The organism is Candidatus Defluviibacterium haderslevense, from assembly GCA_016712225.1.
Taxonomy (GTDB): Bacteria; Bacteroidota; Bacteroidia; order Chitinophagales; family Saprospiraceae; genus Vicinibacter; species Vicinibacter haderslevensis.
In genome coordinates, this window is record JADJRL010000003.1 from 4,019,064 (window position 1) to 4,043,230 (window position 24,167).

19 protein-coding genes are annotated in these 24,167 nt (G+C 33.5%); 13 read left to right on the forward strand and 6 right to left on the reverse strand.

What is annotated here, in order from left to right; translation table 11 throughout:
- Positions 1–4 precede the first annotated feature (4 nt).
- The 3 genes from IPK88_15825 to IPK88_15835 all read left to right on the forward strand — a co-directional run bounded on the left by IPK88_15825 (position 5) and on the right by IPK88_15835 (position 3,855).
- The gene (locus tag IPK88_15825; protein ID MBK8244894.1) at positions 5–3,109 is read left to right on the forward strand and encodes a glycosyl hydrolase; all 3,105 of its coding nucleotides are present in this window, start codon (positions 5–7) and stop codon (positions 3,107–3,109) included.
- A gap of 279 nt (positions 3,110–3,388) precedes the next feature.
- Entirely contained in the window at positions 3,389–3,571 is a 183-nt protein-coding gene (locus tag IPK88_15830) for a hypothetical protein (GenBank protein MBK8244895.1), read from the forward strand.
- On the forward strand, positions 3,559–3,855 hold the full coding sequence (locus IPK88_15835; GenBank protein MBK8244896.1) for a type II toxin-antitoxin system RelE/ParE family toxin: 297 nt from the start codon (positions 3,559–3,561) through the stop codon (positions 3,853–3,855). The genes IPK88_15830 and IPK88_15835 overlap by 13 nt, the downstream gene beginning before the upstream one ends.
- 532 nt (positions 3,856–4,387) lie before the next feature.
- On the opposite strand, the gene IPK88_15840 is transcribed toward IPK88_15835, so the two are convergent.
- Positions 4,388–5,713 carry a hypothetical protein gene (locus tag IPK88_15840; protein MBK8244897.1) on the reverse strand — a complete coding sequence of 442 codons (1,326 nt, stop codon included), beginning with the start codon at positions 5,711–5,713 and terminating at the stop codon, positions 4,388–4,390.
- Between the two features lie 18 nt (positions 5,714–5,731).
- A complete protein-coding gene (locus tag IPK88_15845) occupies positions 5,732–7,846 on the reverse strand; it encodes a T9SS type A sorting domain-containing protein (protein ID MBK8244898.1) in 2,115 nt (704 codons plus the stop codon).
- Positions 7,847–8,358: 512 nt separating this feature from the next.
- On the opposite strand from IPK88_15845, the gene IPK88_15850 reads away from it, so the two are divergent.
- Positions 8,359–9,246 (forward strand): alpha/beta hydrolase, encoded by an 888-nt coding sequence (locus tag IPK88_15850; GenBank protein MBK8244899.1) that lies wholly within the window; start codon positions 8,359–8,361, stop codon positions 9,244–9,246.
- A gap of 110 nt (positions 9,247–9,356) precedes the next feature.
- On the forward strand, positions 9,357–11,513 hold the full coding sequence (locus IPK88_15855) for a T9SS type A sorting domain-containing protein (GenBank protein ID MBK8244900.1): 2,157 nt from the start codon (positions 9,357–9,359) through the stop codon (positions 11,511–11,513).
- 174 nt (positions 11,514–11,687) lie between these two features.
- Here the strand turns inward: IPK88_15855 and IPK88_15860 are convergent, their stop codons facing one another.
- The gene (locus IPK88_15860; protein ID MBK8244901.1) at positions 11,688–12,272 is read right to left on the reverse strand and encodes a tRNA-(ms[2]io[6]A)-hydroxylase; all 585 of its coding nucleotides are present in this window, start codon (positions 12,270–12,272) and stop codon (positions 11,688–11,690) included.
- Positions 12,273–12,472: 200 nt separating this feature from the next.
- On the reverse strand, positions 12,473–14,932 hold the full coding sequence (locus tag IPK88_15865; protein MBK8244902.1) for a T9SS type A sorting domain-containing protein: 2,460 nt from the start codon (positions 14,930–14,932) through the stop codon (positions 12,473–12,475).
- 168 nt (positions 14,933–15,100) lie between these two features.
- Between IPK88_15865 and IPK88_15870 the strand changes: the two genes are divergently transcribed.
- The 6 genes from IPK88_15870 (at position 15,101) to IPK88_15895 (ending at position 20,695) form a co-directional block, all read left to right on the forward strand.
- Positions 15,101–16,423, forward strand: coding sequence for an AAA family ATPase (locus tag IPK88_15870; protein MBK8244903.1), 1,323 nt, complete (start codon positions 15,101–15,103; stop codon positions 16,421–16,423).
- A gap of 233 nt (positions 16,424–16,656) precedes the next feature.
- Positions 16,657–17,505 carry an ABC transporter ATP-binding protein gene (locus tag IPK88_15875; GenBank protein MBK8244904.1) on the forward strand — a complete coding sequence of 283 codons (849 nt, stop codon included), beginning with the start codon at positions 16,657–16,659 and terminating at the stop codon, positions 17,503–17,505.
- Positions 17,506–17,533: 28 nt separating this feature from the next.
- Entirely contained in the window at positions 17,534–18,301 is a 768-nt protein-coding gene (locus tag IPK88_15880; protein MBK8244905.1) for a hypothetical protein, read from the forward strand.
- Entirely contained in the window at positions 18,301–18,660 is a 360-nt protein-coding gene (locus IPK88_15885) for a GntR family transcriptional regulator (GenBank protein ID MBK8244906.1), read from the forward strand. The genes IPK88_15880 and IPK88_15885 overlap by 1 nt, the downstream gene beginning before the upstream one ends.
- Before the next feature lie 41 nt (positions 18,661–18,701).
- Positions 18,702–19,457 carry a DUF2807 domain-containing protein gene (locus tag IPK88_15890; GenBank protein ID MBK8244907.1) on the forward strand — a complete coding sequence of 252 codons (756 nt, stop codon included), beginning with the start codon at positions 18,702–18,704 and terminating at the stop codon, positions 19,455–19,457.
- Between the two features lie 95 nt (positions 19,458–19,552).
- On the forward strand, positions 19,553–20,695 hold the full coding sequence (locus IPK88_15895; protein ID MBK8244908.1) for an acyl-CoA dehydrogenase family protein: 1,143 nt from the start codon (positions 19,553–19,555) through the stop codon (positions 20,693–20,695).
- A gap of 21 nt (positions 20,696–20,716) precedes the next feature.
- On the opposite strand, the gene IPK88_15900 is transcribed toward IPK88_15895, so the two are convergent.
- The gene (locus tag IPK88_15900) at positions 20,717–21,115 is read right to left on the reverse strand and encodes a hypothetical protein (protein ID MBK8244909.1); all 399 of its coding nucleotides are present in this window, start codon (positions 21,113–21,115) and stop codon (positions 20,717–20,719) included.
- Positions 21,116–21,530: 415 nt separating this feature from the next.
- Here IPK88_15900 and IPK88_15905 point away from each other — a divergent pair, with 415 nt between their 5' ends.
- On the forward strand, positions 21,531–21,869 hold the full coding sequence (locus tag IPK88_15905; protein ID MBK8244910.1) for a hypothetical protein: 339 nt from the start codon (positions 21,531–21,533) through the stop codon (positions 21,867–21,869).
- Positions 21,866–23,266: a T9SS type A sorting domain-containing protein gene (locus IPK88_15910; protein ID MBK8244911.1), complete on the forward strand. Its 1,401-nt coding sequence runs from the start codon at positions 21,866–21,868 to the stop codon at positions 23,264–23,266. Before IPK88_15905 ends, IPK88_15910 begins: the two co-directional genes overlap by 4 nt.
- Positions 23,267–23,506: 240 nt before the next feature.
- Here the strand turns inward: IPK88_15910 and IPK88_15915 are convergent, their stop codons facing one another.
- Positions 23,507–24,109: an alpha-ketoglutarate-dependent dioxygenase AlkB gene (locus tag IPK88_15915; protein ID MBK8244912.1), complete on the reverse strand. Its 603-nt coding sequence runs from the start codon at positions 24,107–24,109 to the stop codon at positions 23,507–23,509.
- Positions 24,110–24,167: the final 58 nt, after the last annotated feature.

Sequence of the window (24,167 nt, forward strand, 5' to 3'; positions counted from 1 at the left end):
TTTTATGAAAAAGTTTACGATTCTATTTTTTTATTTAAGCTGTCATTTAATTTATTCTCAACAAAACGAGATTAAGAAATCATCCATAGAAACTTATTTCAAAGCATTGGAATGGAGACTGATTGGACCTTTTAGAGGCGGAAGATCTTGTGCTAGCATAGGCGTTCCAAGTAACCCCAATGTTTATTATTTTGGTTCAACGGGTGGAGGTGTATGGAAGACGATTGACAAAGGAGTTAATTGGAACAATATATCTGATGGATATTTTGGTGGTTCAATTGGGACAGTTTCAGTGTCAGATTCAGATCCTAATGTTATTTATGTCGGAACCGGCGAAGAAACATTGCGAGGTAATGTATCACCCGGTGAAGGCGTTTGGAAAAGTGATGATGCCGGAAAAACATGGCAATTCAAAGGTTTAAAAAATACAAGACACATTTCAAGAATTAGAATTCATCCTAAAAATCCTGATATTGTGTATTTAGCTGCAATCGGAGATTTATTTAAACCCAATCAAGAAAGAGGAATTTATAAATCTATTGATGGTGGAAACAATTGGAAGAGAGTACTCTTTCCTTCTGACAGTGCCGGTTGCGTTGATCTCATACTAGATCCTGTCAATCCCAAAATAATATATACCACATCCTGGAATATTCAACGCACACCCTACTCTCTTTCAAGTGGAGGTAGGCATTCAACCATTTGGAAAAGTACGGATGGTGGAGATTCCTGGGTTGATTTAAGAAAAAACAAGGGATTGCCGAAAGGAATTTGGGGTATTTCTTGTATCGCAGTTTGCCCTAGCCATAATGACCGATTATATGCAATGATTGAACATGAATCGGGTGGACTTTTTCGCTCTGATGATGCAGGATTAACATGGAAAAAAATTAATGATAGTCGCGACTTGCGTCAACGTGCTTGGTATTTCACTCGAATTTATGCAGATCCTAAAAATGAAGATGTTGTTTATGTATTAAATGTTTCATTCCACAAATCTTCTGATGCCGGTGCAAGTTTTAAAACGATTTCAAATCATCATGGTGATAATCACGATTTATGGATAGATCCAAATAATTCATCACGAATGATCGTTGGAAATGATGGTGGCGCACAAATTTCTGAAAATGGAGGAACCACTTGGTCTACATTAAACAATCAACCTACTGCGCAATTTTATAGAGTAACAACAGATAATGCTTTTCCTTTTAGAATATATGCGGCGCAACAAGATAATAGCACCATTCGAATTCGACATCGGACGCAAGGAAATCAAATCAGCTCAAGAGATTGGGAAAGTACTGCCGGAGGTGAATCCGGACATATGGCAGTAGATCCCAATGACCCGGATATCGTTTATGGTGGAAGTTATGGTGGCTTGTTAACCAGATACGATCACAGAAGAGATTTGGAGCGAAATATTAATGTCTGGCCTGATAATCCAATAGGTTATGGAGCCATTGATCAGAAATACAGATTTCAATGGAATTTCCCTATATTCTTCTCCCCTCACGATCCAAAAAAATTGTATTGTGCATCAAATCACTTACACGTTAGTCATAATGAAGGACAATCGTGGGAAGTCATCAGTCCTGATTTGACAAAAAATGATTCCAGTAAATTGATGGCTTCAGGAGGTCCTATCACCAAAGACAATACATCGGTAGAATACTATTGTACGATTTTCGCAGCAGCAGAATCGCCAAGAGTAAAGGATTTGCTTTGGGTTGGTTCAGATGATGGCTTGGTTCATGTCAGTAAAAATGGGGGTAAAACATGGAGTCAAGTTACTCCCCCTACTTTGCCCAATTGGTCTATGATCAATTCCATCGAACCGGATCCATTCATTGATGGTGGATGTTATCTAGCAGCTACGAGCTATAAATCAGGTGATTATAAACCCTATTTATTCAAAACTGAAGATTATGGTAATACGTGGACTAAAATAACCAATGGAATTTCTGAGGAACATTTTACCAGAGTATTACGGGCCGATCCAAAGAAAAAAGGTCTGCTGTATTGCGGTACTGAACGTGCTTTGTATGTATCTTGGAGTGATGGTAAAAATTGGGTTCCGTTTCAATTGAATCTTCCCATAGTTCCGATTACAGATTTATGTATTAAAGATGACATACTGATTGCAGCAACACAAGGACGAAGTATTTGGACCCTGGATGATTTGACACCTCTGCGTCATGGATTGCCTGAAGTCAATGTCAAAAAGAATTTTATTCTACCTCCTAAACCAACTTATCGTATTGAAGGAAGTATGAATAAAAAAATTTCTAATTCAGGCATCAATCATCCCACAGAAATTATGTTGTATTGCTTTTTAGATTCAGTAATGGATACGGACACTGTAAGTATTTTTCTGATGGATCAAAATAGAGATACGGTAAATCGTTTTTCCAATTATCCTGATGAAAAATCTACTTCTATAGAATTAACTTCGGGCAGTAATTTGGTCCTATTAAATTATAAATATCCGGCTGCAAAATCTTTGGACAATATGATATTATGGTGGTCTTCATTAAGTGGTCCTAAAGCAGCACCAGGACAATACAAAATCATTTTTAAATCCAAGCAATTGTTTGATTCAACAGTTTGTGAAATCAAACGAGATATGTCTTACCCAGTTACCGATGCTGATGTAAAAAAACAATTTGATTTTATAAAAAATGTCCGTGATAAAATCAATGATGCCCATAAGACGATTTACCAAATTCGAGATGTCAGATCTCAAATGAATGATGTATTATCCAGAGTTGAAAAAACTACCGCTACTGATACATTATTTAAATTAAAAGATTCCATCAATATTCAATTGACTAAAATCGAAAATGAACTCTACCAAACAAAAAATAAAAGCGGTCAGGATCCCATCAATTATCCCATAAAATTGACCAATAAATTAGCCCATTTAATTGCTTTATATGACAGTGGATCATATCCGCCTACAGATCAGGCTGAAGCATACAGAATTGAAGCAAGTGCATTGGTGGATGTTCAGATTAAAAAGTTCGAAGCCATTAAGACGAATGAACTCATGTTGTTGAATCAATTGATAAGAGAAAAAGCAGTCAATGTTATTATGCCTAAAGAGGAGTAAATATTATCTAAATTTTACTATTTAGTACATTTATGGTGAATTTGGGCTATGGATTACTAATATAATATGAGTATTTTGAAAACTTGGATTAACTACAATAAAAAATCTGTTTTTAGAAGGTGACCATTATTTTTAGTAGATGTTTAAATGATGATTTTATTGAATTTAAATATGGAAATCATTTTAACTAAACAAGATTATAGCTATTAATACATGCGTTAAATACTAATTAACTCCCATTTAATAAAAGTTGTATCTTCGGAAGATAAAAGTATTTTTATGATTACTAAGGAAAAATTGTTAGCACAGATAGAATCCTTTCCAGAAAATATTTCAATAGACGAACTAATTGATAGGTTAATTTTTATAGAGAAGCTCGAAAATAGAATATTGGAGTCGGAAAAAGAAGCTACTATAAGCGAAGAAGAACTTAAAACTATCATCTCAAAATGGTCCGAATAAAATGGTTAAGATTAGCTAAAGATGATCTTAAGGACATTTATAATTATATCAATATTGACTCTAAACGATACACTAATTTACAGATTGAAAGAATTCAAAGGCGTACACAAGTTCTAAAAAAGCAAATATTGCTAGGTATAATTGTTGAAGAATTAGGTAACCCTAGAATAAGAGAATTGCAAGAAGGAAATTATAGAATTTTATACAGGATAGTTAGCGAAAAGGAAGTTCATATCTTAATGATACATCATAGCGCTAGAGACTTAAAGAGACATTTAAAATAAAAACACAGGCTAACTTGAGATCTAAAAAAGCAGAGCAAATTATGTGTCAATCCTGATAAAGTTTCAAATTCATATAACTTTGGATATATTTGTTATGTAGAATTTTGGATTGATATTTCATAGATAGTAATTTGTTTTGGTTTTGAATTTATTAAGTTCTTTAATTCAAATTTGAATGGATTCAGAAATATAGCTTTATCGTTTGCAGTATGTCACTGTTTGTATTCAAGAAGGCTTTCTAATCCTTGACTATTTTAATGCATTTGGATAAGTTAGGATGGGCAGCTTGCTTCGTTATAAACAAATGTATTCCAGATTCTTCGATCAAGAATAGTCGGTAAGATCCAATTTATTACAAGGTAAACTTTTAATGTTTTGTGCATAATCTGAAATAACAGCAATTTTAGCCCAATGTCAAAAAGCAAAAATGACTTTAATATCTATTTTTTAGCTTTCATTAAGTAAGGAATTCTGATATTGATATTGCTATTGAAATGTATGCATTGCTCTAGAAGCATAATTGTACGCTACATTAACGTCGACTTAAACTAATTTGTATTTTCCAAGTTTTAAAAATAAAATAGAAATTTAAAATAAGACTTCCTAACAACAGAAAAAATAAAGCTGAGTTTTGGAATAATTGCTGAATCTTATTCAATTGATGCTTAGACTCATTAATTGTAGCTGAAGTCAAATGTTGGATCGGTGATGCATCAATAATGTCTAAAGAGATTGGACTCAAACATCTGCGATTGGTTCCATTCCCTAATTGTCCTGATGGATTATCTCCAAAGGTAAATATTTGTTTTGCCTTATCTATAGCGATGGATTGAAAACAACCGCCTCCAATTTCAACAATATCTTTTAAGCCTGGAACCAAAACCGGAGTAGATGAACTGATGGTATCGCCAGTGCCTAACATGCCAAAATGATTCTTTCCCCATGTCCAAAGTCGATCATGCTCATCAATGGCAAGGGAATGCCAACTTCCGCAAGCAATTTTTTTCATTTTTGGAAGTCCAGTAAATGGTACCGGATGATCATACATTTTTTTGGTTTCTTCTTTAAATTGAAATGCTGGATCCGAGCCCCAAACCCATATGTTACCTGAATTGTCTAAGGCAACAGAATGATGCCATCCAACTGCAATGTCAACAATCGTTGGTAAAGATTCAATTTTATTGGCATAGGTTTGAATTCCTTTGCAAGGATGGCCTAATTCATTGAAGTCATTAGGCCCCCATGACCATACGCTACCATCCTCTTTTAGTGCTAACCCATGATAACCTACGGTTGCAATTTTTTTTACATGATTCAATGGAGATATTTTAAAATCCTCAATTTGGAGTACATTGACAGGCCATTGACAATGTTCTCTGTTGCCATTGCCTAACTCACCAAAATAGTTGTGCCCCCAAGCCCATACAAGGCCATCATCTTTTAATCCTAATGTATGCCAATGTCCACCTTCTATAGCTACAAAATGATCATGATTTTGTAACTTTTGAGGTGTTGAATGATCATATACATCTGAACAACCTAACTGTCCATAATTATTTCTTCCCCATAAGTAAAGTTGCCCTGAAGAATCTAATGCTATACTGTGATCGTAACCTCTTGAAATGGCTTGAATAGATTTTAGATATTTTACTTTTAGTGGGATATTCGAATTGATTAATGAACCATCCCCTAATTGGCCATAATCATTTCTACCTATGGTCCAAACTTGACCAAGCGAATCTAAAACTATGGCATGGCCATTTCCACCATCTACGATTTGTGCATGAGTATTTATTATGCCTATACATGTAAAAATAGCAATGTTAAATATCTGTTGAATAATCATTAGTGCTTTCATGCGTTTAACTTTTTATGATTAAAGTTTTACCAATTTCTTAAATTCCTTATTATTGACTTGCACAATATAAATTCCTGATGGCCAAAGTGAGGTTTCAATATTAAGATTTGAATTTAAGGAAATTGCTTCAAAAATAACTACACCGGATAAATTTTCAATAATGATATGATTGTTTTTTTCTCTTGATGCATCAAATGCTAAATGTACATTTCCAGAAAACGGATTGGGATATACTATATATGATTGATCAGAATGTACAATGTGATCAGTTTGTGTTGCAAAAGGTTTGGAGTATTTATAGATCTGATCATTTAACATGCCCGCATAAAGAAAGTGTTGGTCATCTTCGTAAATGGTTCTAACAAAACTATGCGGGTATGGTAATCCTGTCATATCAAAAGGTTTGCAACCTTGTTTATTGCATTGGAAAAGTCCTTTTTTGGGATCGTAAACAAAAACTTTGTCTGTTTTGTCAATGCCAACTATTTTTGATCCTACACCAAAAGTATCAATGTAAATTTGCTTTTTAAGATCATAGTCAATAGTATAAAGACTTGGTCCTAAAGTAAAAATATCGCCTATTGCATTCATTTCTTTAGGGCCTGAAAAATAATCAAATGAAATATAACTGTTGAAAGTTTCTCCTCGATCATCTGAAAAGAGCATATATTCATTACTGTAAACTAAGTAAATTCTACCATTTGGATGGAAAAACATTTGAGTAATAATTCCATCACAACAAGTAACAGTCTGAATCCATTTGAAATCCGAGCCCTCTGAATTAGATTTTCCAATTGCATCATGAGCACCAACAAAAAACAATTCTTTTAAAGGAGAGATTACTATATCTAATTGATAGCCTTTTAATTTAGTTTTGAGTGTATCCCATGTTGTTCCAAAATCATCAGAATAGTAGGTCTTATTTATACAAATTGCATAATATCTATTGAAAGAACTTTTTTTAATGGCTAATACATCTTCACCATTTACTTTTAAAGGATTCCATTTATTAATTTTAGGATTAAAAATATTAAAAAAACTGAATTTGTTATACTGATATTGGCATTTTGATACAATTAAATTTCCCGTTGTATCTGAGATTATAGAAAAAACAGATGGCAAAGAAATTATACCAGATAAATCATTTTGATCCGCATCAAAATGGTCATATCTATCTAGAGTAGGAAGTTGACAATCGTTTGAACTAATAAATATTTGTTTATCTAAAAAGCAAATATTTTTATTAAAATTATATTCGTAATATGTTTGTGGCCATTTAATATTAGCTAAAGCTCTCCATGTATTGCCTCCATCTATTGACAAATATGGGGGTGTACTTTGACTCAATAAGTTATCATACTCATCTTTAAGCAGATATCCTGAACTTCTTTGTGTGGAAGGAGGAAATTGAAAGTAATCTTCCAATTGATGAGTCAATTCATTATATATTTTATTCTTAGAGTCAGACTTTACAAACAAGGTTCCATTTGGGTGCCACACTAAATTTGTTAATGTGTTAGTATAATGAGCTAAACTATCCAGTTGAATTCCAGAGTCATTAAACTTGTAAAGTGTTGATTTGTTCATTCCATCTACAAAGAAATTCTGGTCATTTCCATTGTATGAAAAATCAGTAATTTCTCCGTACATTATGGGAGAAGTTAAATACAAAGAAAATGAACTTCCACCATCACTGGACATAAAAACTTGCTTGCCAGATACACAAAAAAGCTTGTTTTGAACTCCGGCATACAATTTACTGATTTTAGGTCCAGAGTAGTTGGTTAATTTCCAATCATCTTTGATGTCACTTAGTTTATATAACTTATTTTCATTGGCCAGATATACTTCAGATTGTTCTGCTGCAGCCATCAATATGGTCTTCGTAAATTCATTCAAACCTTCGTTTTTGAATTGCCAGCTCTCACCATGGTCAAGCGAATATTGAATTCCAGAATATGGCATAGCAATAAATAAAACACCAATTTTGGTGCCTATCATATTCGTAATATTAGAAGCAACTGGACTGGTTATGGGTTCCCACATTCCTTGAGAAGAAATATCAATTGGTTTAGATGTTATCAATAGAATAAAGATCAATATCTGACTTCTGCTACAAAACGTATTCTTCATAATAGTGGGTTCTATGAAATATCGAAGATAAGCAAAATTCCGAATAACTCATTGAATTGCCTTGAATTTTTGTATATCAAATGGCAGTTGTGAGTATTTTTGGTAACTTGGCTTTAGCCAACAAAACAAAGATACAAACTAGAGCCTAAAGACCCAATACACAAAATTTAGTGTAATTTGTTTCACACACTCTTAGGAGGATTTAGAAAATTGATCATTGAAAAGATGGCGAATTAATGCCCTAAATTCTAATAGTGTAATTCTAAAGATTGGAATTGAATGGTTGGTTGACTTTGACCCAAAATATTAAGACAAATATATGCGGACAAAACAACGAACGCCTAATATGTTTTATAAAGAAATAAGGGCTTTAGTGCAAGCTTTCAACTTTTTTATTATCTTCATCTTTCGAAAGACATTAATCTGATTTGCTTTCTACTCACTTCCTTCCTTTTGAGAAAAAACATTATCGGTTATAATACGACAAAAGAAGAAACAAAATGACATAAATTATGAAACGAATAATTGTAATTTCCAGTTTGACTCTTTTAACTTTTATACTTTTTTCCTGTAGAAAGAACGTTTCTAAGAAAGAAAAAGTAGAGGAGCACATTGAGATAGAGAATGAAGGCGTAAAGATTGCCTATCAGGATTTGGGAGATGGCGACACTTGCCTGCTATTTATACACGGCTGGGCAATAAATAAAGAATATTGGCAAGACCAAGTAGAATATTTTCAAAAAAGGTGTCGGGTAGTAACCATTGATTTACCAGGGTTTGGAAAATCAGGCAGAAATAGAACTGATTGGTCAGTTGAAAAATATGGGGAGGATATTTCAAAAATTTTGACTGAATTAAAGCTCAAAAATGTAATTCTGATTGGGCATTCAATGAGCGGAGCAATTATAGTAGAAACTGCTCTCAAAAATCCGGATAAAATTATAGGAATAGTTGGTGTTGACAATTTTAAAGATTTTGGGGTCGTTCATACCGAAGCAGACAAAGAACGTTTCAGAGAAACGTATAAAAAATTGAGAACAAATTATACAATATTTGTTCGGGAGTTAGCTCATAAATATTTGTTTTCACCATCAACAGATAGCACTATTAAAGCCAAAGTAATTAATAATTTTATTAGTGCCGATTCAGCTATCGCTGCCGAAACCGCAGAAAGAAATGATGAGTATCCTTTAAATGAAAAATTAAAGGCAGTAAGCAGGAGCTTATTTCTTATCAACAGCAGTGAATATCCTACAGACACAATCAAATTTATGGAGTCTAAAATATCCTATAAATTATACCTTGTTGGACCTACTGGGCATTATCCTATGATTGAAGCACCAGACAGATTCAATAAGGCATTAGATAGTATAATTACTAGAATGAATATTCATAATTGATTCAAATATTTTTGAACAGTAAGAAAACAACAAACCGCTAACAAGTGTTTTGATGAAGGAGCCTTTTTTCTTTATATTTATAAGCTAGTAAACCCAAAATCTAAAATCAAATGAAAAAATGTTTGTTCTTACTTCCTCTGATCATTATTAAGAGCTTGTTTGCACAAACCGTTTCAACAATAAGCACTTACCATAATATTGGAGTTAGTCTGTCTTTTTCAATACCGCCTTTATCTGGCACTACTGCAAATCTTTATGTTAAAAAACAAAGTGCCACAAACTATATTCTTGCCCACCCTTTGGTCCGAATTTCAAATACGATGTTTGGCGGAAGCCTTGTTCAGTTAGAAGAAAACACAGCTTATGATATTAAAATTACATCGAATCATTTTGCAGATGTAATAACAACAGCTACAACTAAAAATAGCTTTTACACTCAAGTCAATACTCTGGTATATTATGTTGATTCAGTTGCCGGAAATGATAACAATGCAGGAACAACCATTACTGCTCCTTTTAGAACTTTGGGTAAAGCATTAAATACATTAAACGTTGCAGGAACAACAGTTTATTTATTAAATGGAACGTATTATGAAGGAGATTATAGTTTGAGCAAATCGGGTGCAACAAACAATCCTATCACTCTTCGAAATTATCCTGGACACCACCCTATTATAAATGGAACTGATACAGCTTTTAATCCTAGGTGGGTGCTTCACAATGCTACCAGTAATGTCTATAAGACAAGTTCCTCTGCACAACCTTTGCATGCCTACCAAAATGGAAAACACATGTTTCATTATTTAAACTTAAACGATTTAGTAAACAAAAAATGGAATGAACCCAATGGTTTTTATCATGATGGAACAACATTTTATGTTCGTTTTCCTGATGGTTCTAATCCAGGCAGTAATAACGTAACTATTCCAAAATATACTCAAGCAATTGAAATGTATCAACAATCAAACATTGTAATTAAAGGTATATCATTTTGTTATTATGGATATGGAGATTATCCTCGAGCTTTATATATTCATGCATCTAGTTATGTTATGGTTGATTCTTGCGATTTTCACCATACACACATAGGTGTAGCCCTAAAAAGAAATGCTGATTTTAATACCGTTCAACATTGCACATTTAATGAATCTCCAAAATCACAAATGAACTGGGATGCCGTGAAATCTGGTGGCGTAGATTATGAAGCCGGAGGAGTTTCTGTTTATACTAGTAATTTACCAAATCAAGGAAACGTATATAGGTATAATACCTTTACCGATATGTTTGATGCTATGGCTCCTGGATCGGAAGATTATGCTGGATATTCGAGCAATACAGATATTTATGATAATGTCATGAACGAAATTGGAGATGATGGTATTTCATTAGATGGCGTTGCAATAAATATTAGAGTATATAACAATGTCATCACTAATTATTTAGCCGGAATATCTGCAGCACCACTATCCATTGGCCCTTCTTATATCTTCAGAAATTTATTGGTCAATTCAAATTCCAGTGGATGGAAATCCAACAGTATTTATACGCCCTATCCTTTTAAATTCAATGTAAATTCATCTTTCACTACCGATTGGGTATTTCTTTATCATAATACCAGTTTTTCTGATATTCCGGCTTGCGATGGATTCTTATTTAAGAATTATTCTAATTGGAATAATATTATTTCGCTCAACAATATTTATATGGGTGCTAATTATGCACTTAACAATCAAAGCAACATTAATCCAGTAAGCTTTGATTATGATAATTTATTCACAACACATTCCTCGAAATTATTTTATTGGAATGGCACAACTTATAGTTCATTATCTGCCTTTACAGCTGCTACTTCCCAAGAAGCGAATGCCGTAGTAACAAATCCAGCATTTGTTTCAATTCCGAATTTAGATTTTCATCTTTCTTCATCTAGCCCCGCAATCGATAAAGCAATGGTCGTTCCCGGATTTAGTGATGGCTTTAATGGGTTAAGTCCCGACATGGGGAAATATGAATACGGAACAGTATCCGGAATAAATAATAATATTTTTTCAGAAATTTACATTTATCCTAATCCTTCAAATGGAGATTTTATTATTGTGTCGAAAGGAGATTTGGAAATTTATAATTTGCTTGGAGAAAAAATATTTGAACAAAAATTAATTGCCGATAAAACAGAAATTGCCTTAAAGAATCTAGCTAGAGGAGTTTATTGTATTAAAATTATTGCAGGCAATAAAATCTACTCGCAAAAAATATCGATTCAATAGAAAATAATCCTAAAAAAAACGTTGGATTTGTTTTGATAAATATGGATAAATATCTTCATCAATTAAACTCATTCCATCAAATAAGCGAGCTTTTTTTTCAGATGTAAAGTAGTAAGCGCCATACCAAAAAAGACAAAACAATGCCTTTAAATAGTAGACAAAAAAGTTAAGTAATTAATGCAGTGCCGCTCTAATCTCTAAATTTTTTACAACCTCAGCCTCTTGTTCCATCCACCATTCCAATCTTTTGTAAACTTGGGACTCAGGGTAATAATTCAAAGCCATTTTTACATAAAGATGGCCGTGTTTGGCTTCAGATACCCATAGCATCTTGTAGAATTTTTTATATTCTGGATCAGTTAGATGCTCTTCAATAAGTCTGAATCTTTCAGCACCACGTGTTTCAAAGACGGAACCTATGAGCAAATGATCCAAGAATCGTTCTTCACGACCACTGTGTAACTTTTGCATTAAAGCTTTGATATAGGGATCCTCTTTGATTTGATGCTGCAGTCCTATGGATCTGGATTGCATGAGCTCATAGACCAATTTAAAATGTTCCAACTCTTCAATTGCGGTATCAATCAGGTCGGGTAAAATTTCCAATCGATCCGGATATTTAGCAACGAGGCTCATCGCCATTGCTGAAGCTTTGCGCTCACAATCTGCATGATCTTGTAGAAAGGCATTAAAATCAGCCAAAACAGCATCAATCCATGCTGTTGGACTGGGATATTTTAAATCTAAGTTTAATTTCAAGAAGTGCTATTCTTAATTCGAACTTTTATACAACAAATACATCAATACCATGAGTACAACAGCTACTCCTATTAGAATCATAAAAAATTTGCGTTCTTGTTGTTTATCAGCAAACTTACTTGGTTTATTATGCTTGGACATATTCCTTATTTTGGGACAAGTTAAGTGATTGTTCGCTCATTTAATCTTTGCTTTTTAAATTATTTTTTAACAAATCGTAAGACCTTATGGTCTATTAGCAAAAAGTAAAGGCCAGGTGGAATCATGGATATTGATAATGAATGATTTACCGTAAAACCTGTAATCAAAAGATGCCCATATAAATCAATAATCCGATAATTTATTTCTGATCCTAAATTTGTTAAGCTCAATTGATCTTGTGCCGGATTAGGATAAAGACTAAGTGAAATAGATTTGTCATCATTTTGAAACACTCCGGTTTGTATCTTTTCTATTCCTTTACGAATCCCATTTCCGAAAGATGTTGCCCAAATTTCATTATTATAGGGGTTAAAAAAAATACGCTCCGGATGCTGATAGACGTAGGAATTTACCGGATTAAATATTGGACTGAAAGCAGCGTGGTCTGATGATACCAACAATCCATTGGATTCTGAACAGACATACATTTCTTTGGTATTTTTAGGGTTTATAGTACATGAATTAATATTCATATCCTTCAAAATAGGAGTCCATGTGATGCCTTTATCTTTGGTTTTATATAGCCCATTGGTGCCCCTTGGCGTATTGGCCCATCCTTGAAATGCTGTAGCATACCAAGTACTTTCTGATGGATCAGAAGGATCAATGGTGATGTCTTTGGTATAGTATTGCATGTTTACATCCGTTCTGTCCATCCAGGTCTGACCCTTGTCTTTGCTATAAAACACGCCACTGCGATTATAAAATGTACTGCGATTTGAATTCGCATGCGCACTAAATGTAACTACTAAATCACCATTTTTTAAAACGACTATGTTAAATGGATGACCTTGAGTTCTTGGAGGATTGGGTAGTTTTGTCCAGGTGCTTGAAGTTCCTGCCTTCAGGTTAGTTGTGGTATAAATACCGCCAATTGAGCCATCAATAACTGAAGCATACATTCTGTTATCATCAGTTGGATCTGTTGCAATCCATACCACCGGATTATTAAAATCATGCATTAGGGTAAATGAAATGCCATTATCTGCGCTCATGGCAATAGTTCCACGCCCATTGTCTAAGGTTCCGTCTTGAATTCTTGTGGTCTGATACATATCATGAATACTACTAGTCGCAGCATAAATAATTCCATTGGTATGTTTCACAAGGCGGTAAACACTATTTGAATTTAAGCCATTAATGATGCTCCAGGTTTCACCTTTGTCTTTACTCGAAATGCCGTTAATATCAGAAAATCCAACATGCATCGTGTTGCTATCCGCCCATAATATTTGCCAGCTGGTTGTATTTTCAAGACCACATCCTTTATAGTTTTTAAGTTTAGGTGTATTGATATTTATTGGATTCAATGAGTTTGGATTAACATATTTAGCCTCCCAGGTTAACCCACCGTTCTGTGTGGTATGAATGTATCCTAAGTCAGTCATTGCAGCTATGTTGCTATTCCATTTAGCAACACTGAATCCCCATGCAGCCTCACCATAGGTCCATGCGCGGTCACCTTGAGCACCAGACCAACCTGTAGAGATGTTTTTATTTTGGCTTGTCATAAATGTGTTAGTCCAGGATTGTCCAGCATTAATGCTTTTCAAAACTGTAGGTTCTCCTGATGCACTTCCTCCAGCCGCATATATTACATTAAGGTCGTTTTCCGCCATACCTATAAAAATAGGATCATTAGATGATAAATTGACGTTGTTGGTTACATTTTTCCAAGTTCCAGAAATGCCTTCCAAAGTGTAAATTCCTTTTGCATAACCTTGGTATCCATCGGAAGGTGTGTAACCAGGATAAATATCACCTTGATTAAAAGTTAATATAGCACATCGAATTTGATTATTGATCCGGGCAGCTGCAAAAGATTTGATTCGTTCTCCCGATGGTAGACCAGTTAATGAAACTTCTTTCCAGTTATTTCCCCCATTTTGAGATACTTGCAGACCAATTGCTGTGGCAACAATAATCGTATCTCCAAAGAAAACACTACCACCTATAAATAAATCATTGGCTGATTTAATCGTAGTATAGCTCATCCCACCATTAGATGAAAAATAGAGCCCATCATAGTGAGAAATGACCAATCTGTTTGGTTTATTATAATCGCAATTAATATAATAAACGGCAGTATTAGCTTGTGGATAATTGTTCAATGGTTTCCAACTAACTCCCCCATCTAAGCTTGTTAATGCAGTATTCTCTTCATTAACTGAACTGATCATATAGCGTGTTTGATTATTGGAATAAATCATTTGACTTTCATGCCACCCTACCAATTGCGTAAAGGGAATATTAGTCCAAAGATTACCATTGTTAGTTGTTTTAAATACAGCTCCCAAATCACACACAGTAAATATCTCACTGGGGTCAATTGGATTAAATGATGGATTATACAAGGCGCCTCCACCACCTATACCACGCGATTCCCAATCAGTAATCTGTGTCATCGTAACATTCATGAATACTAATGCTATTGTTGTTGTAAATATTAATTTTCTCATAGTCTAAAGATACAACCTGTAATCTCTATATGTATTTATTTGATGAATTAATTTGAGTCATTTTATTAAGTAGTACAGTGGTAAATAAATGCATTTTTATTTTTGATGAACTTTATATGAAATAAATAGTCTTATTATTGTAGATCAAAAGCAAGTTGTGCAATTAGTATGAACCAAACTGACTCGATACCCATAAATAATGACCTAAATAGTTTGGAGGATAAATTGGTGTTTAGTCTGAATCCTGAACAACATGATGTACTAGATCAGATTCATACCCATGCAGGTGTTTTGTTTCTTACCGGAAAAGCAGGAACTGGTAAGTCGACCTTGTTGAATATTTATAAAAGGCTCCATCAGAATAATTTAATCATTTTGGCGCCGACCGGAGTTGCTGCTATAAATGTTCGAGGACAGACGATACATTCCTTTTTTAGATTTCCGCCAGGATGGATCCAAGCCAAGGATTATAAGCTTATTTCTTCATCTATGGTGAAAAAAATCGATCGCATCATTATCGACGAAATAAGTATGGTTCGAGCTGACATGCTGGATCATATAGATCATATACTGCGTTTGTCTACACATAAAAATATTCCATTTGGTGGTATTCCGATGTTATGGATTGGCGATTTATATCAACTTCCACCCATAGTCAGTAGTCCTGAAGAAAGAAGCTATTTTAAAACAGAATATGAGTCTCCCTATTTCTTTTCTGCCCATGTTATGAAAGAATTAAAATCATTTCAATTGGTAGAACTCAGTCACATTTTCAGACAACAAGACAAACGATTTATTAAACTTCTTAATGAAATACGATTAAATGATGCGGATCATGAAACTTTGGATGAAATCAATGAACGTTGTGTACCCATCCCATCGGATCAATCCAATGTAATCATTACACTTACATCTACTAATGCTGCTGCACAACAAATCAATCTGAAGAAATTAGAAGAAATAGACCACCCTTCGAAAATATATACAGCAAAAATTGAAGGTTTAATTAAACCTAGCCAATATCCACTCGATCAACATTTGTTGTTGAAACAAGGAGCACAAATCATGACGATGCGCAACGATCCTGGGAAAAATTTTGTAAATGGGAGTTTAGGAATTATAGAGGAATTAAAGGAGAATAGTATCATCGTTAGAATTGAAAATCAAGATAAAGCAATAGAAATTCATCCTGTAATTTGGGAAATTATAAGGTACACTATGGAAGGCACTGAAATAAAAACAGATGTCATTGGATCCTTTACTCAATTACCGGTTAAATTAGCATGGGCTGTTACCATACATAAGAGTCAGGGCAAAACATTCGAACATGTTATAATAGATCTTGGCAAAGGAGCATTTGAAAATGGACAGGTTTATGTTGCGTTAAGTCGTTGCAAAACACTGGATGGTATTTACCTCACTCAAAAGTTAAGTTGGAAAGACATCCGGACTGATGAACGGGTTACTGAGTTTTTGCAACAATGGGCTTAATTATTAACCAACAATACATTTCATTTTCATTATTTCATATATAAATCATCTAAATCCTCAAAAAAATTAAATTATTTTTAAAATAAAATTACAATTAAGTAATTGTATTACATATTATTATGCATATTATAAATATATATGTTTAACTTTTATTAAAAATAGTTTGCATAATTCAAAATTAGCATATTACATTTGCACTGTATTAGTTATGTAATACACTAAAACAATATAAAATGATACAATTACAAGACGTTAGTTTTCACTACAACAAAAAGAAACCATTATTTGAAGACCTAAATTTAGAGCTTCATCCGGGTAACATTTATGGTTTATTAGGACGAAATGGAGCTGGTAAAACTACCCTACTCCGTCTCATCAATGGATTGGTATATCCAAAATCGGGTACTTGCGATGTGTTGGGTTATAATCCTGAAGATCGACATCCTTACATGTTATCGGACATCTATTTTGTCCAGGAGGAGCCCAATATTCCAAATATGAGTATCCTCACCTATTTGTACACTTATGCCCCATTTTATCCAAAATTTGATTACGACAGTTTTTTTAAAATGTTGACCGACTTTGGTTTGGAAGGTGGTTTAAACATGGAAAAACTTTCATTCGGTCAAAAGAAAAAAGTGCTTTTGTGTTTTGCAGTTGCAACCAATTCTAAAATTTTAATTTTAGATGAGCCTACTAATGGATTGGATATTCCATCTAAAAGTCAATTTAGAAAAATTATGACAGAAGCCATGCTAGATGAACGGATGATCATCATATCAACACACCAAGTTCGAGATATGGTTAATCTTATTGATCCTATAATCATCGTTGAAAATGGTCAGGTGATTTTTCAATATTCTATTGAAGAAATAGCCAGTGCTTTTGTATTTGAAATGCAGTACACATCTTCAGAACCTACAGGATTCATTTATTGTGAACGTGTAGCTGGTGGTTATCAAACCATCAAAGAAAATACAACTGGTGAATTATCCGATGTTGATATTGAAATACTTTTTAATGCTATACTTATCAATAAAAAAGAAATTCAAACAGTTCTAAAGCGTCGTTTATCTAAATAAATTATTACCATTATTAAAAAAAATAATCATGTCTAATCAATCCATAATTTTTTCATCTAAACGTTTTATGATCTTATTAAAACGTGAAATCAACCATGCCAAAAGACCCTTTTTATATGCTATTGGAGGTGTATTTGGAGGTTTGAGTATCGGTGTCTTGGTCCAATTGTTTTCAAACTCAAATTTGCATAATACAATCAATATTGATTCTTTAGTAATGTCCGTAGCCATTATGGGAATTATATGGTCTAGTATAAGCTTTTCTGAGTTAATCAATCCGGCAAGTAAACAACAATATTTAGCATTACCCGCATCTACATTAGAGAAAATTCTCTCGAAATGGTCTATTGTCTCAATCTTAATTCCCATTTTCTTTATCGTATGCTATATACTGTACTCCTATGCATTTACTTTTGTAATTAATGCATTAAGCACCAAAAATCTAACATATGCATACTTTCCAATCAATGATATTGTAAAATTTATATTGAGTTTATCTTTAGCACAATCCATATTTTTCGCAGGATCAGTTTGGATGCCAAAAAATTCAATTTTAAAAACGGGTGCAGGCTTAGTTGCTGTATTCTTTGCAATTTGTATTTTTTCATTGTTCGCTATGAAGATCATTTTTTATGATGTTATAGATGGTTGGAGTTTTAACAGCAGAAATGTAGATGTGGATTTTCCAATGTTTGAGGCATTCAATTCAGTTTATGTAAAATCGATAGTATACCTAGTTACATATGTATTTTTTATAACGGTTTCGTATTTTAAATTAAAAGAAAAAGAACTATAATGGACTTTAGAAAACATCAACCCATATATATGCAGATTGCCGAAGTCTTACTTGAAGATATACTCAAAAAAAGAGTTGTCGATGGTGATCGAATTCCTTCTGTTAGAGAAATGGCTACCACAGTGCAAGTCAATCCAAATACAGTTCAACGCACCTATCAATGGTTGCAAGATGAAGAAATTATATTCCAAAAAAGAGGCATTGGTTTCTTTCTTTGTGAGCAATCTTTTGAAAAAACACTGCAGATCAAAAAGAATGAATTTGTAAGAGAAGTATTACCAGAAACTATTCGCCAAATGAAGATGTTAGGTATTACAGAAGCCGAATGGCAAGCATTGTATACTTCCATTTCCAATTAAAAATATAATCAACTATTCAATTATCCATTAAAACAATTCAAATGAAAATTAGTAATAAAATATTATTAGTAGGATTAGCCTCCATTTTAATTTCTATTCTTATCGTTATGATTTATGGTAAGAACCAGATTTATAATAACCCATTAATTAGAATACAACATAATGCACCTGATATTAATAAAACAATTAACCTTGCTGATTACCACAGTATAAAAGCTTTAGGTGATTATGAAATACAAATAACTAATGGTGCTAATAACCTAACTATGGAGGGGGATTCTCAAATAATTTCTTTAACAAAAATCGAAGTAATCGATTCTGTTTTAGTCATTGAACCTAAAGAGAATATTACAAATCACTCCCATAACAGTGTGAAAATTATTATCCAATGTCCAACATTACGTAGCATAGAATACTTAGGTAGCGGAAATGTAGTTATGCAAAATGAATTTGCAGAATCAAATGTTGCCATCAAATTAACAGGTTCAGGTGATATTTCTACCAAATTTAACTCATCCCATATTAATGTTGATTTATTAGGCTCAGGAAACATTATCAATGAAGGTAGTAGCGAATCCATGAATATCAATTTAAATGGCTCTGGTGACGTTACTTGTGAACATACTTCTTCGAAGAATGCAACCGTTGTCTTAATGGGATCAGGTAATGTTCGATTGTCTGTAAGTGAACAATTAAATGTTCAATTATTAGGAAGTGGAGATGTTGACTATATAGGTGACCCTAAATTGAATACTTCCAAAATGGGATCAGGCTCAGTCAATCGAATCGAAAAGTAGAAAGTTGGAATGACTTGATTGGTCTTGTATTGGAGCACTGTTAGTATAGGCTTTTGAAAACAAAATGTTTTTGTAGATTTGCACAAACTATACTAATGCCAATACATTCGACCGATAATCTAGAGCTAATCCGACAAAGTGCATCTCAATTTGCAGAAGCGAATATCAGACCACATGTCATGGAATGGGATGAATCCCAGCATTTTCCAATGGATTTAATGCACAACTTAGGAAAACAAGGTTTCCTTGGCGTTTTAGTTCCTGAAAAATATGGTGGATCGGGTTTGGGCTATCAGGAATATATAACTGTAATTGAAGAGATTACAAAAGTATGCAGTTCCATTGGATTATCGGTAGCAGCACACAATTCCCTATGTACTGGCCATATTATGACTTTTGGAAATGAAGAACAGAAACAAAAATATTTACCACTGTTAGCTAGCGGACAATGGATTGGAGCCTGGGGACTTACAGAAGCCAATACGGGATCAGATGCCATCAGAATGCAATGTGTAGCCAAGGAGGATGGAGATTCTTGGATATTGAATGGTACAAAAAACTGGATTACACACGGTATTTCAGGTCATGTTGCGGTAGTGATAGCTAGAACGGGTGATTTATTGGACAGTAGAGGAATGACTGCATTTATAGTAGAACGTGGCACACCCGGGTTTTCTGGAGGCAAGAAAGAAAACAAATTGGGAATGAGAGCCTCAGAGACAGCCGAAATGATTTTTGATCAATGTAGAATTCCTAAATCTCAAGTTCTGGGTAATGTCGGAGATGGTTTTATTCAAGCTATGAAAATTTTAGATGGTGGAAGAATTAGTATTGCGGCTTTAGCTTTAGGAATTGCAAAAGGCTCCTATGAAGCGGCAGTTAAGTATTCTAAAGAAAGGCAACAATTTGGTCAACCCATCGCTCAATTTCAAGGCATTGGTTTTAAACTAGCAGATATGGCCGTTAAAATTGAAGCCGCAGAGCTTTTGACGCGCCAAGCAGGTAAAATGAAAGACAACCATCAGAAAATGTCGAAGGAATCTGCAATGGCCAAATTATATGCTTCTGAGATTTGTGTCCAAATCGCAACTGATGCCATACAAGTGTTTGGCGGATATGGATACACTAAGGACTTCCCAGTTGAAAAATTCTTCAGAGACTCCAAATTGTGTACCATCGGAGAAGGCACCTCTGAAATTCAAAAACTGGTCATCTCAAGAGAATTAGTAAAAGATTAGATGTCTCTTTAACTAATTCTTTTAATTATGATAGAAATGTGTGCGAACTTGAGCCACCATTTGGTTCATTGTTAAATGATCTGCTGTCCCCAATTGAATTTCTTTATTTTTGAAATGTTGGCTCTCTTTTAAATAGTTCTTTAATTCTTCTTGTGCCGTACCTGGTCCAATGATGTAAATCGCATCTGCGGATTCGAGATGCTTTGATACATCTTTGTACAAATGATGCAGTTGAATCGTCTCCTTAGTATGGTGTGTTTTCTCACTATTATTGTGATCGGTCATATGAGGGGCCTCTATTTTATGTAAGACATCATACGTTCCATCATGCTGACTGTCAGCGTTTCCAATCACATAAGCATGTTTGTGGTCAATCCAAACTCCAACAACTTTTTTTCCTTGATAATCCATGTTATTCATAATTTTAGGCTAAGGTAGAATGTTTCTGATAGAAAGATCTGATTTAAATCACTTTCATGGATGATTTGAATCAGTTGATTGATAGCCAATTAACAGATTGAAATATCAAGGCTTTGGTTAATTCATTTTCTGGCTTTGTAGTTAGTAAATTGTTTCAATCAACAAATTTTATCTAAAAACATTATTCAAATCTAACATACCTGAAATTTTCCTATTAAATTTACATAAATTTAGTTCAATTTTGAACGCTATTGGATGATATCATTTTATGTTAGCTAGAAGTTTTGTTTTACTTACTTTTCTACTTTTATCATCAGTTTGTTGTCAGCACAAGTTAAGCCACCAAAAGGAAATTACAATTAACAATAGTAGCCCGAACATTTGTTTCCTTACATTTAGAATATCCAAAGATTCAATGAGTAATAGCAATAAGATTGAATTACTAAATCAGACCTTTTCAGCAGGTTCATTTAAACCAGAAACTCAAGAATTTACGAATTGGAATTCCAAACTTCAATTTGAATTATTTGATCAGAACACATCAGTCAAGTCTATATTCATAGAACATCCTTTATATAAAAACATAGAATATGTAGATGAACATGACCAATTAAAATCTAAACAATTGAAATTAAACACAGCTGAATTTTTTATTAGATTACAATGGATAGGTCAAAATGCTACTTTGAAAATAAGTGAGTACCATAATCAATCATCCAAAAAATTACTCTCCACGATTAAATTATCATTATGAAAAAAATTATTTTACTTTCGATCATATTTAATTCTATATTTTCAACAAACAATGCTCAAAATTTCAAAGTCGATACTTTACAATACAATGGTGATATTTCTAAATTTATAAATATAGTTATTTTAGGTGATGGCTATACCGCTAACCAACTCGATACTTTTATTTTTGATGCAAAAAAATTATCCAATTACTTATTTAGCCAATCTCCGTGGTCCAACTATAACAACTACTTCAATGTATTTGCCATAAAAGTAATTTCCCAAGAGACTGGTACTAAGCATCCGAATACGGCCCCTGACTGTGGTAATTCAGTTCCTATTACAAACCCAAACACCTATTTTGGTTGCACTTTTGATGCAAATAGCATCCATAGATTAGTGGTTCCAACCAATTATACTAATATTGCTATGACGTTATCAAAAAATTTCCCGAATTATGATCAAGTTTGTATTCTAGCCAATACGTCATATTATGGTGGCAGTGGAGGTTCTTATGCGACTACAACTTTAAATACTGCCAGCAATGAAATTTATGCGCATGAAATTGGACATTCCTTTGCTGCACTTTCTGATGAATATTATGCAGGAGATGGGTATGCAGGGGAACGTGTAAATATGACCAAAGAGACCAATCCCTTATTGGTTAAATGGAAAAATTGGATGAACATTAATGGTATTGGAATTTACCAACATTGTTGTGGAGGCAATTCTGCTCAATGGTACAAACCTAGCACAAATTGTAAAATGCAAAGTTTAGGTTATTCGTATTGTAGTGTTTGTAAAGAAGCATTAATAGAACGAATTCATGGGCTTGTTAATCCTATAGTTAGTTATGCTCCTGAAAATTTGACGGTCAATAGTTCTGATTCGATACTTCATTTCGATTTATTAAAGTTGATGAAGCCTAATGTTAACACACTCAAATTAGATTGGAAACTAGATGGGATACCACTACAAAGCAATGTAGAATCCATTCAAATCAAGCAAAAAAATCTTACTCCTGGCCTTCATGCTTTAAGTGTGGTTTGTGAAGACACAACAAACTTTTTGAACATAGATAAACATTCTACCAAACATTTTAGTACAGTGACATGGTCAATTCAAAAAACAATATCAGATGTTAAGTTAACAAGTTCAGAATATAAAATTTCATTTTCATTATTTCCTAATCCAACAAATGACATACTCTATATGCAAATTGAATTAGACAAAAAAAGTGAAGTTTCATTGCAACTCGTTTCTTTGGAGGGCAAGGTTCTTCGAAACATTTTAAAAGAATCCAAAATAGATGGAACCATTTCTAATTCCATCAATATCAGAAATTTACCAAACGGAACTTATCTCATTCAAGCTAAAGTAAATGGCATTGTCCATACACAAAGCTTCATTAAGCAATAAATATTTAACAGCAAGTAACTATTCAGGTCATAAGCCAGTATGGGCGAACCATTTTTTGTGACGGATAAAATCCGTCGTATAGGTTAAAAGTTTAATGTTTTTGGCGGCTTGTGCCGTTCGAAGCAACGGTAAATTTTTGCCTGATTTTTTTGCAAAAATGATGACAAAAACAAACCTATCTTATTGTTACCTGACTAGTTACAAGAGAAATACTATTTTAAAATAAATAATAGTGAACGGTTAATCAAAAATTTTTCTAAAGGTTAAATTGATTCTAGGTGTTGTTATTTTCTTGGTCTGTGGTAATCGGTGCAACCAATATTTCTGAGTTTCACCTTCCATTGTTAGTAAACTTCCATGTTCTAAAACCATTGAAACAAGTTCTCCATTTTGTTTATGCTTGAACAGAAATTTACGTTCGGCACCAAAGCTGAAAGATGCAATTTCTGGTCTTGGTCCAAGTGCAACTTCGTCATCACTATGATAAGCCATACCTTCAGTTCCATTATGGTAAAGGTTTAATAAACATGAATTAGAGTTAATTCCTGTAATTTTTTCTGCAAACTGTTTAAGTTCAAGTAATTCGGCAGTCCAAGGCAAGGCTACTTTGGTAGTTTTAGAATACGTATAAGCATAGGGTTTGTCACCATACCAGGCAGCTTTTCTTTTTGTGTACAAGTGTTTGCCAAATATGATAGCTTCATCTTGTTTCCAGTCTATCTTATTTAAAAGATAATGATAAAAGCCATCAGATAGCTGTTGATCAATAATTTTACCAAAATAACGCACTAGTCCATCGCTAGGTAATAAATTAAATTGTGGATCTGTATCAAACAAGGTCATTAACTTCATTTTATGCTATAATCAGGAAACTATTAAACAACCAAAATAAATAGTATTA

Excerpts from the sequence above, each read along its gene's own strand:
- IPK88_15830 (MBK8244895.1), top strand. The coding sequence starts at position 3,389 with ATGATTACTAAGGAAAAATTGTTAGCACAGATAGAATCCTTTCCAGAA.
- IPK88_15885 (MBK8244906.1), top strand. The coding sequence starts at position 18,301 with ATGGACTTTAGAAAACATCAACCCATATATATGCAGATTGCCGAAGTC.
- IPK88_15845 (MBK8244898.1), bottom strand. The coding sequence starts at position 7,846 with ATGAAGAATACGTTTTGTAGCAGAAGTCAGATATTGATCTTTATTCTA.
- IPK88_15900 (MBK8244909.1), bottom strand. The coding sequence starts at position 21,115 with ATGAATAACATGGATTATCAAGGAAAAAAAGTTGTTGGAGTTTGGATT.
- IPK88_15880 (MBK8244905.1), top strand. The coding sequence starts at position 17,534 with ATGTCTAATCAATCCATAATTTTTTCATCTAAACGTTTTATGATCTTA.
- IPK88_15870 (MBK8244903.1), top strand. The coding sequence starts at position 15,101 with ATGAACCAAACTGACTCGATACCCATAAATAATGACCTAAATAGTTTG.
- IPK88_15850 (MBK8244899.1), top strand. The coding sequence starts at position 8,359 with ATGAAACGAATAATTGTAATTTCCAGTTTGACTCTTTTAACTTTTATA.
- IPK88_15855 (MBK8244900.1), top strand. The coding sequence starts at position 9,357 with ATGAAAAAATGTTTGTTCTTACTTCCTCTGATCATTATTAAGAGCTTG.
- IPK88_15840 (MBK8244897.1), bottom strand. The coding sequence starts at position 5,713 with ATGAAAGCACTAATGATTATTCAACAGATATTTAACATTGCTATTTTT.
- IPK88_15915 (MBK8244912.1), bottom strand. The coding sequence starts at position 24,109 with ATGACCTTGTTTGATACAGATCCACAATTTAATTTATTACCTAGCGAT.
- IPK88_15895 (MBK8244908.1), top strand. The coding sequence starts at position 19,553 with ATGCCAATACATTCGACCGATAATCTAGAGCTAATCCGACAAAGTGCA.
- IPK88_15890 (MBK8244907.1), top strand. The coding sequence starts at position 18,702 with ATGAAAATTAGTAATAAAATATTATTAGTAGGATTAGCCTCCATTTTA.
- IPK88_15910 (MBK8244911.1), top strand. The coding sequence starts at position 21,866 with ATGAAAAAAATTATTTTACTTTCGATCATATTTAATTCTATATTTTCA.
- IPK88_15865 (MBK8244902.1), bottom strand. The coding sequence starts at position 14,932 with ATGAGAAAATTAATATTTACAACAACAATAGCATTAGTATTCATGAAT.
- IPK88_15825 (MBK8244894.1), top strand. The coding sequence starts at position 5 with ATGAAAAAGTTTACGATTCTATTTTTTTATTTAAGCTGTCATTTAATT.
- IPK88_15875 (MBK8244904.1), top strand. The coding sequence starts at position 16,657 with ATGATACAATTACAAGACGTTAGTTTTCACTACAACAAAAAGAAACCA.
- IPK88_15835 (MBK8244896.1), top strand. The coding sequence starts at position 3,559 with ATGGTCCGAATAAAATGGTTAAGATTAGCTAAAGATGATCTTAAGGAC.
- IPK88_15905 (MBK8244910.1), top strand. The coding sequence starts at position 21,531 with ATGAGTAATAGCAATAAGATTGAATTACTAAATCAGACCTTTTCAGCA.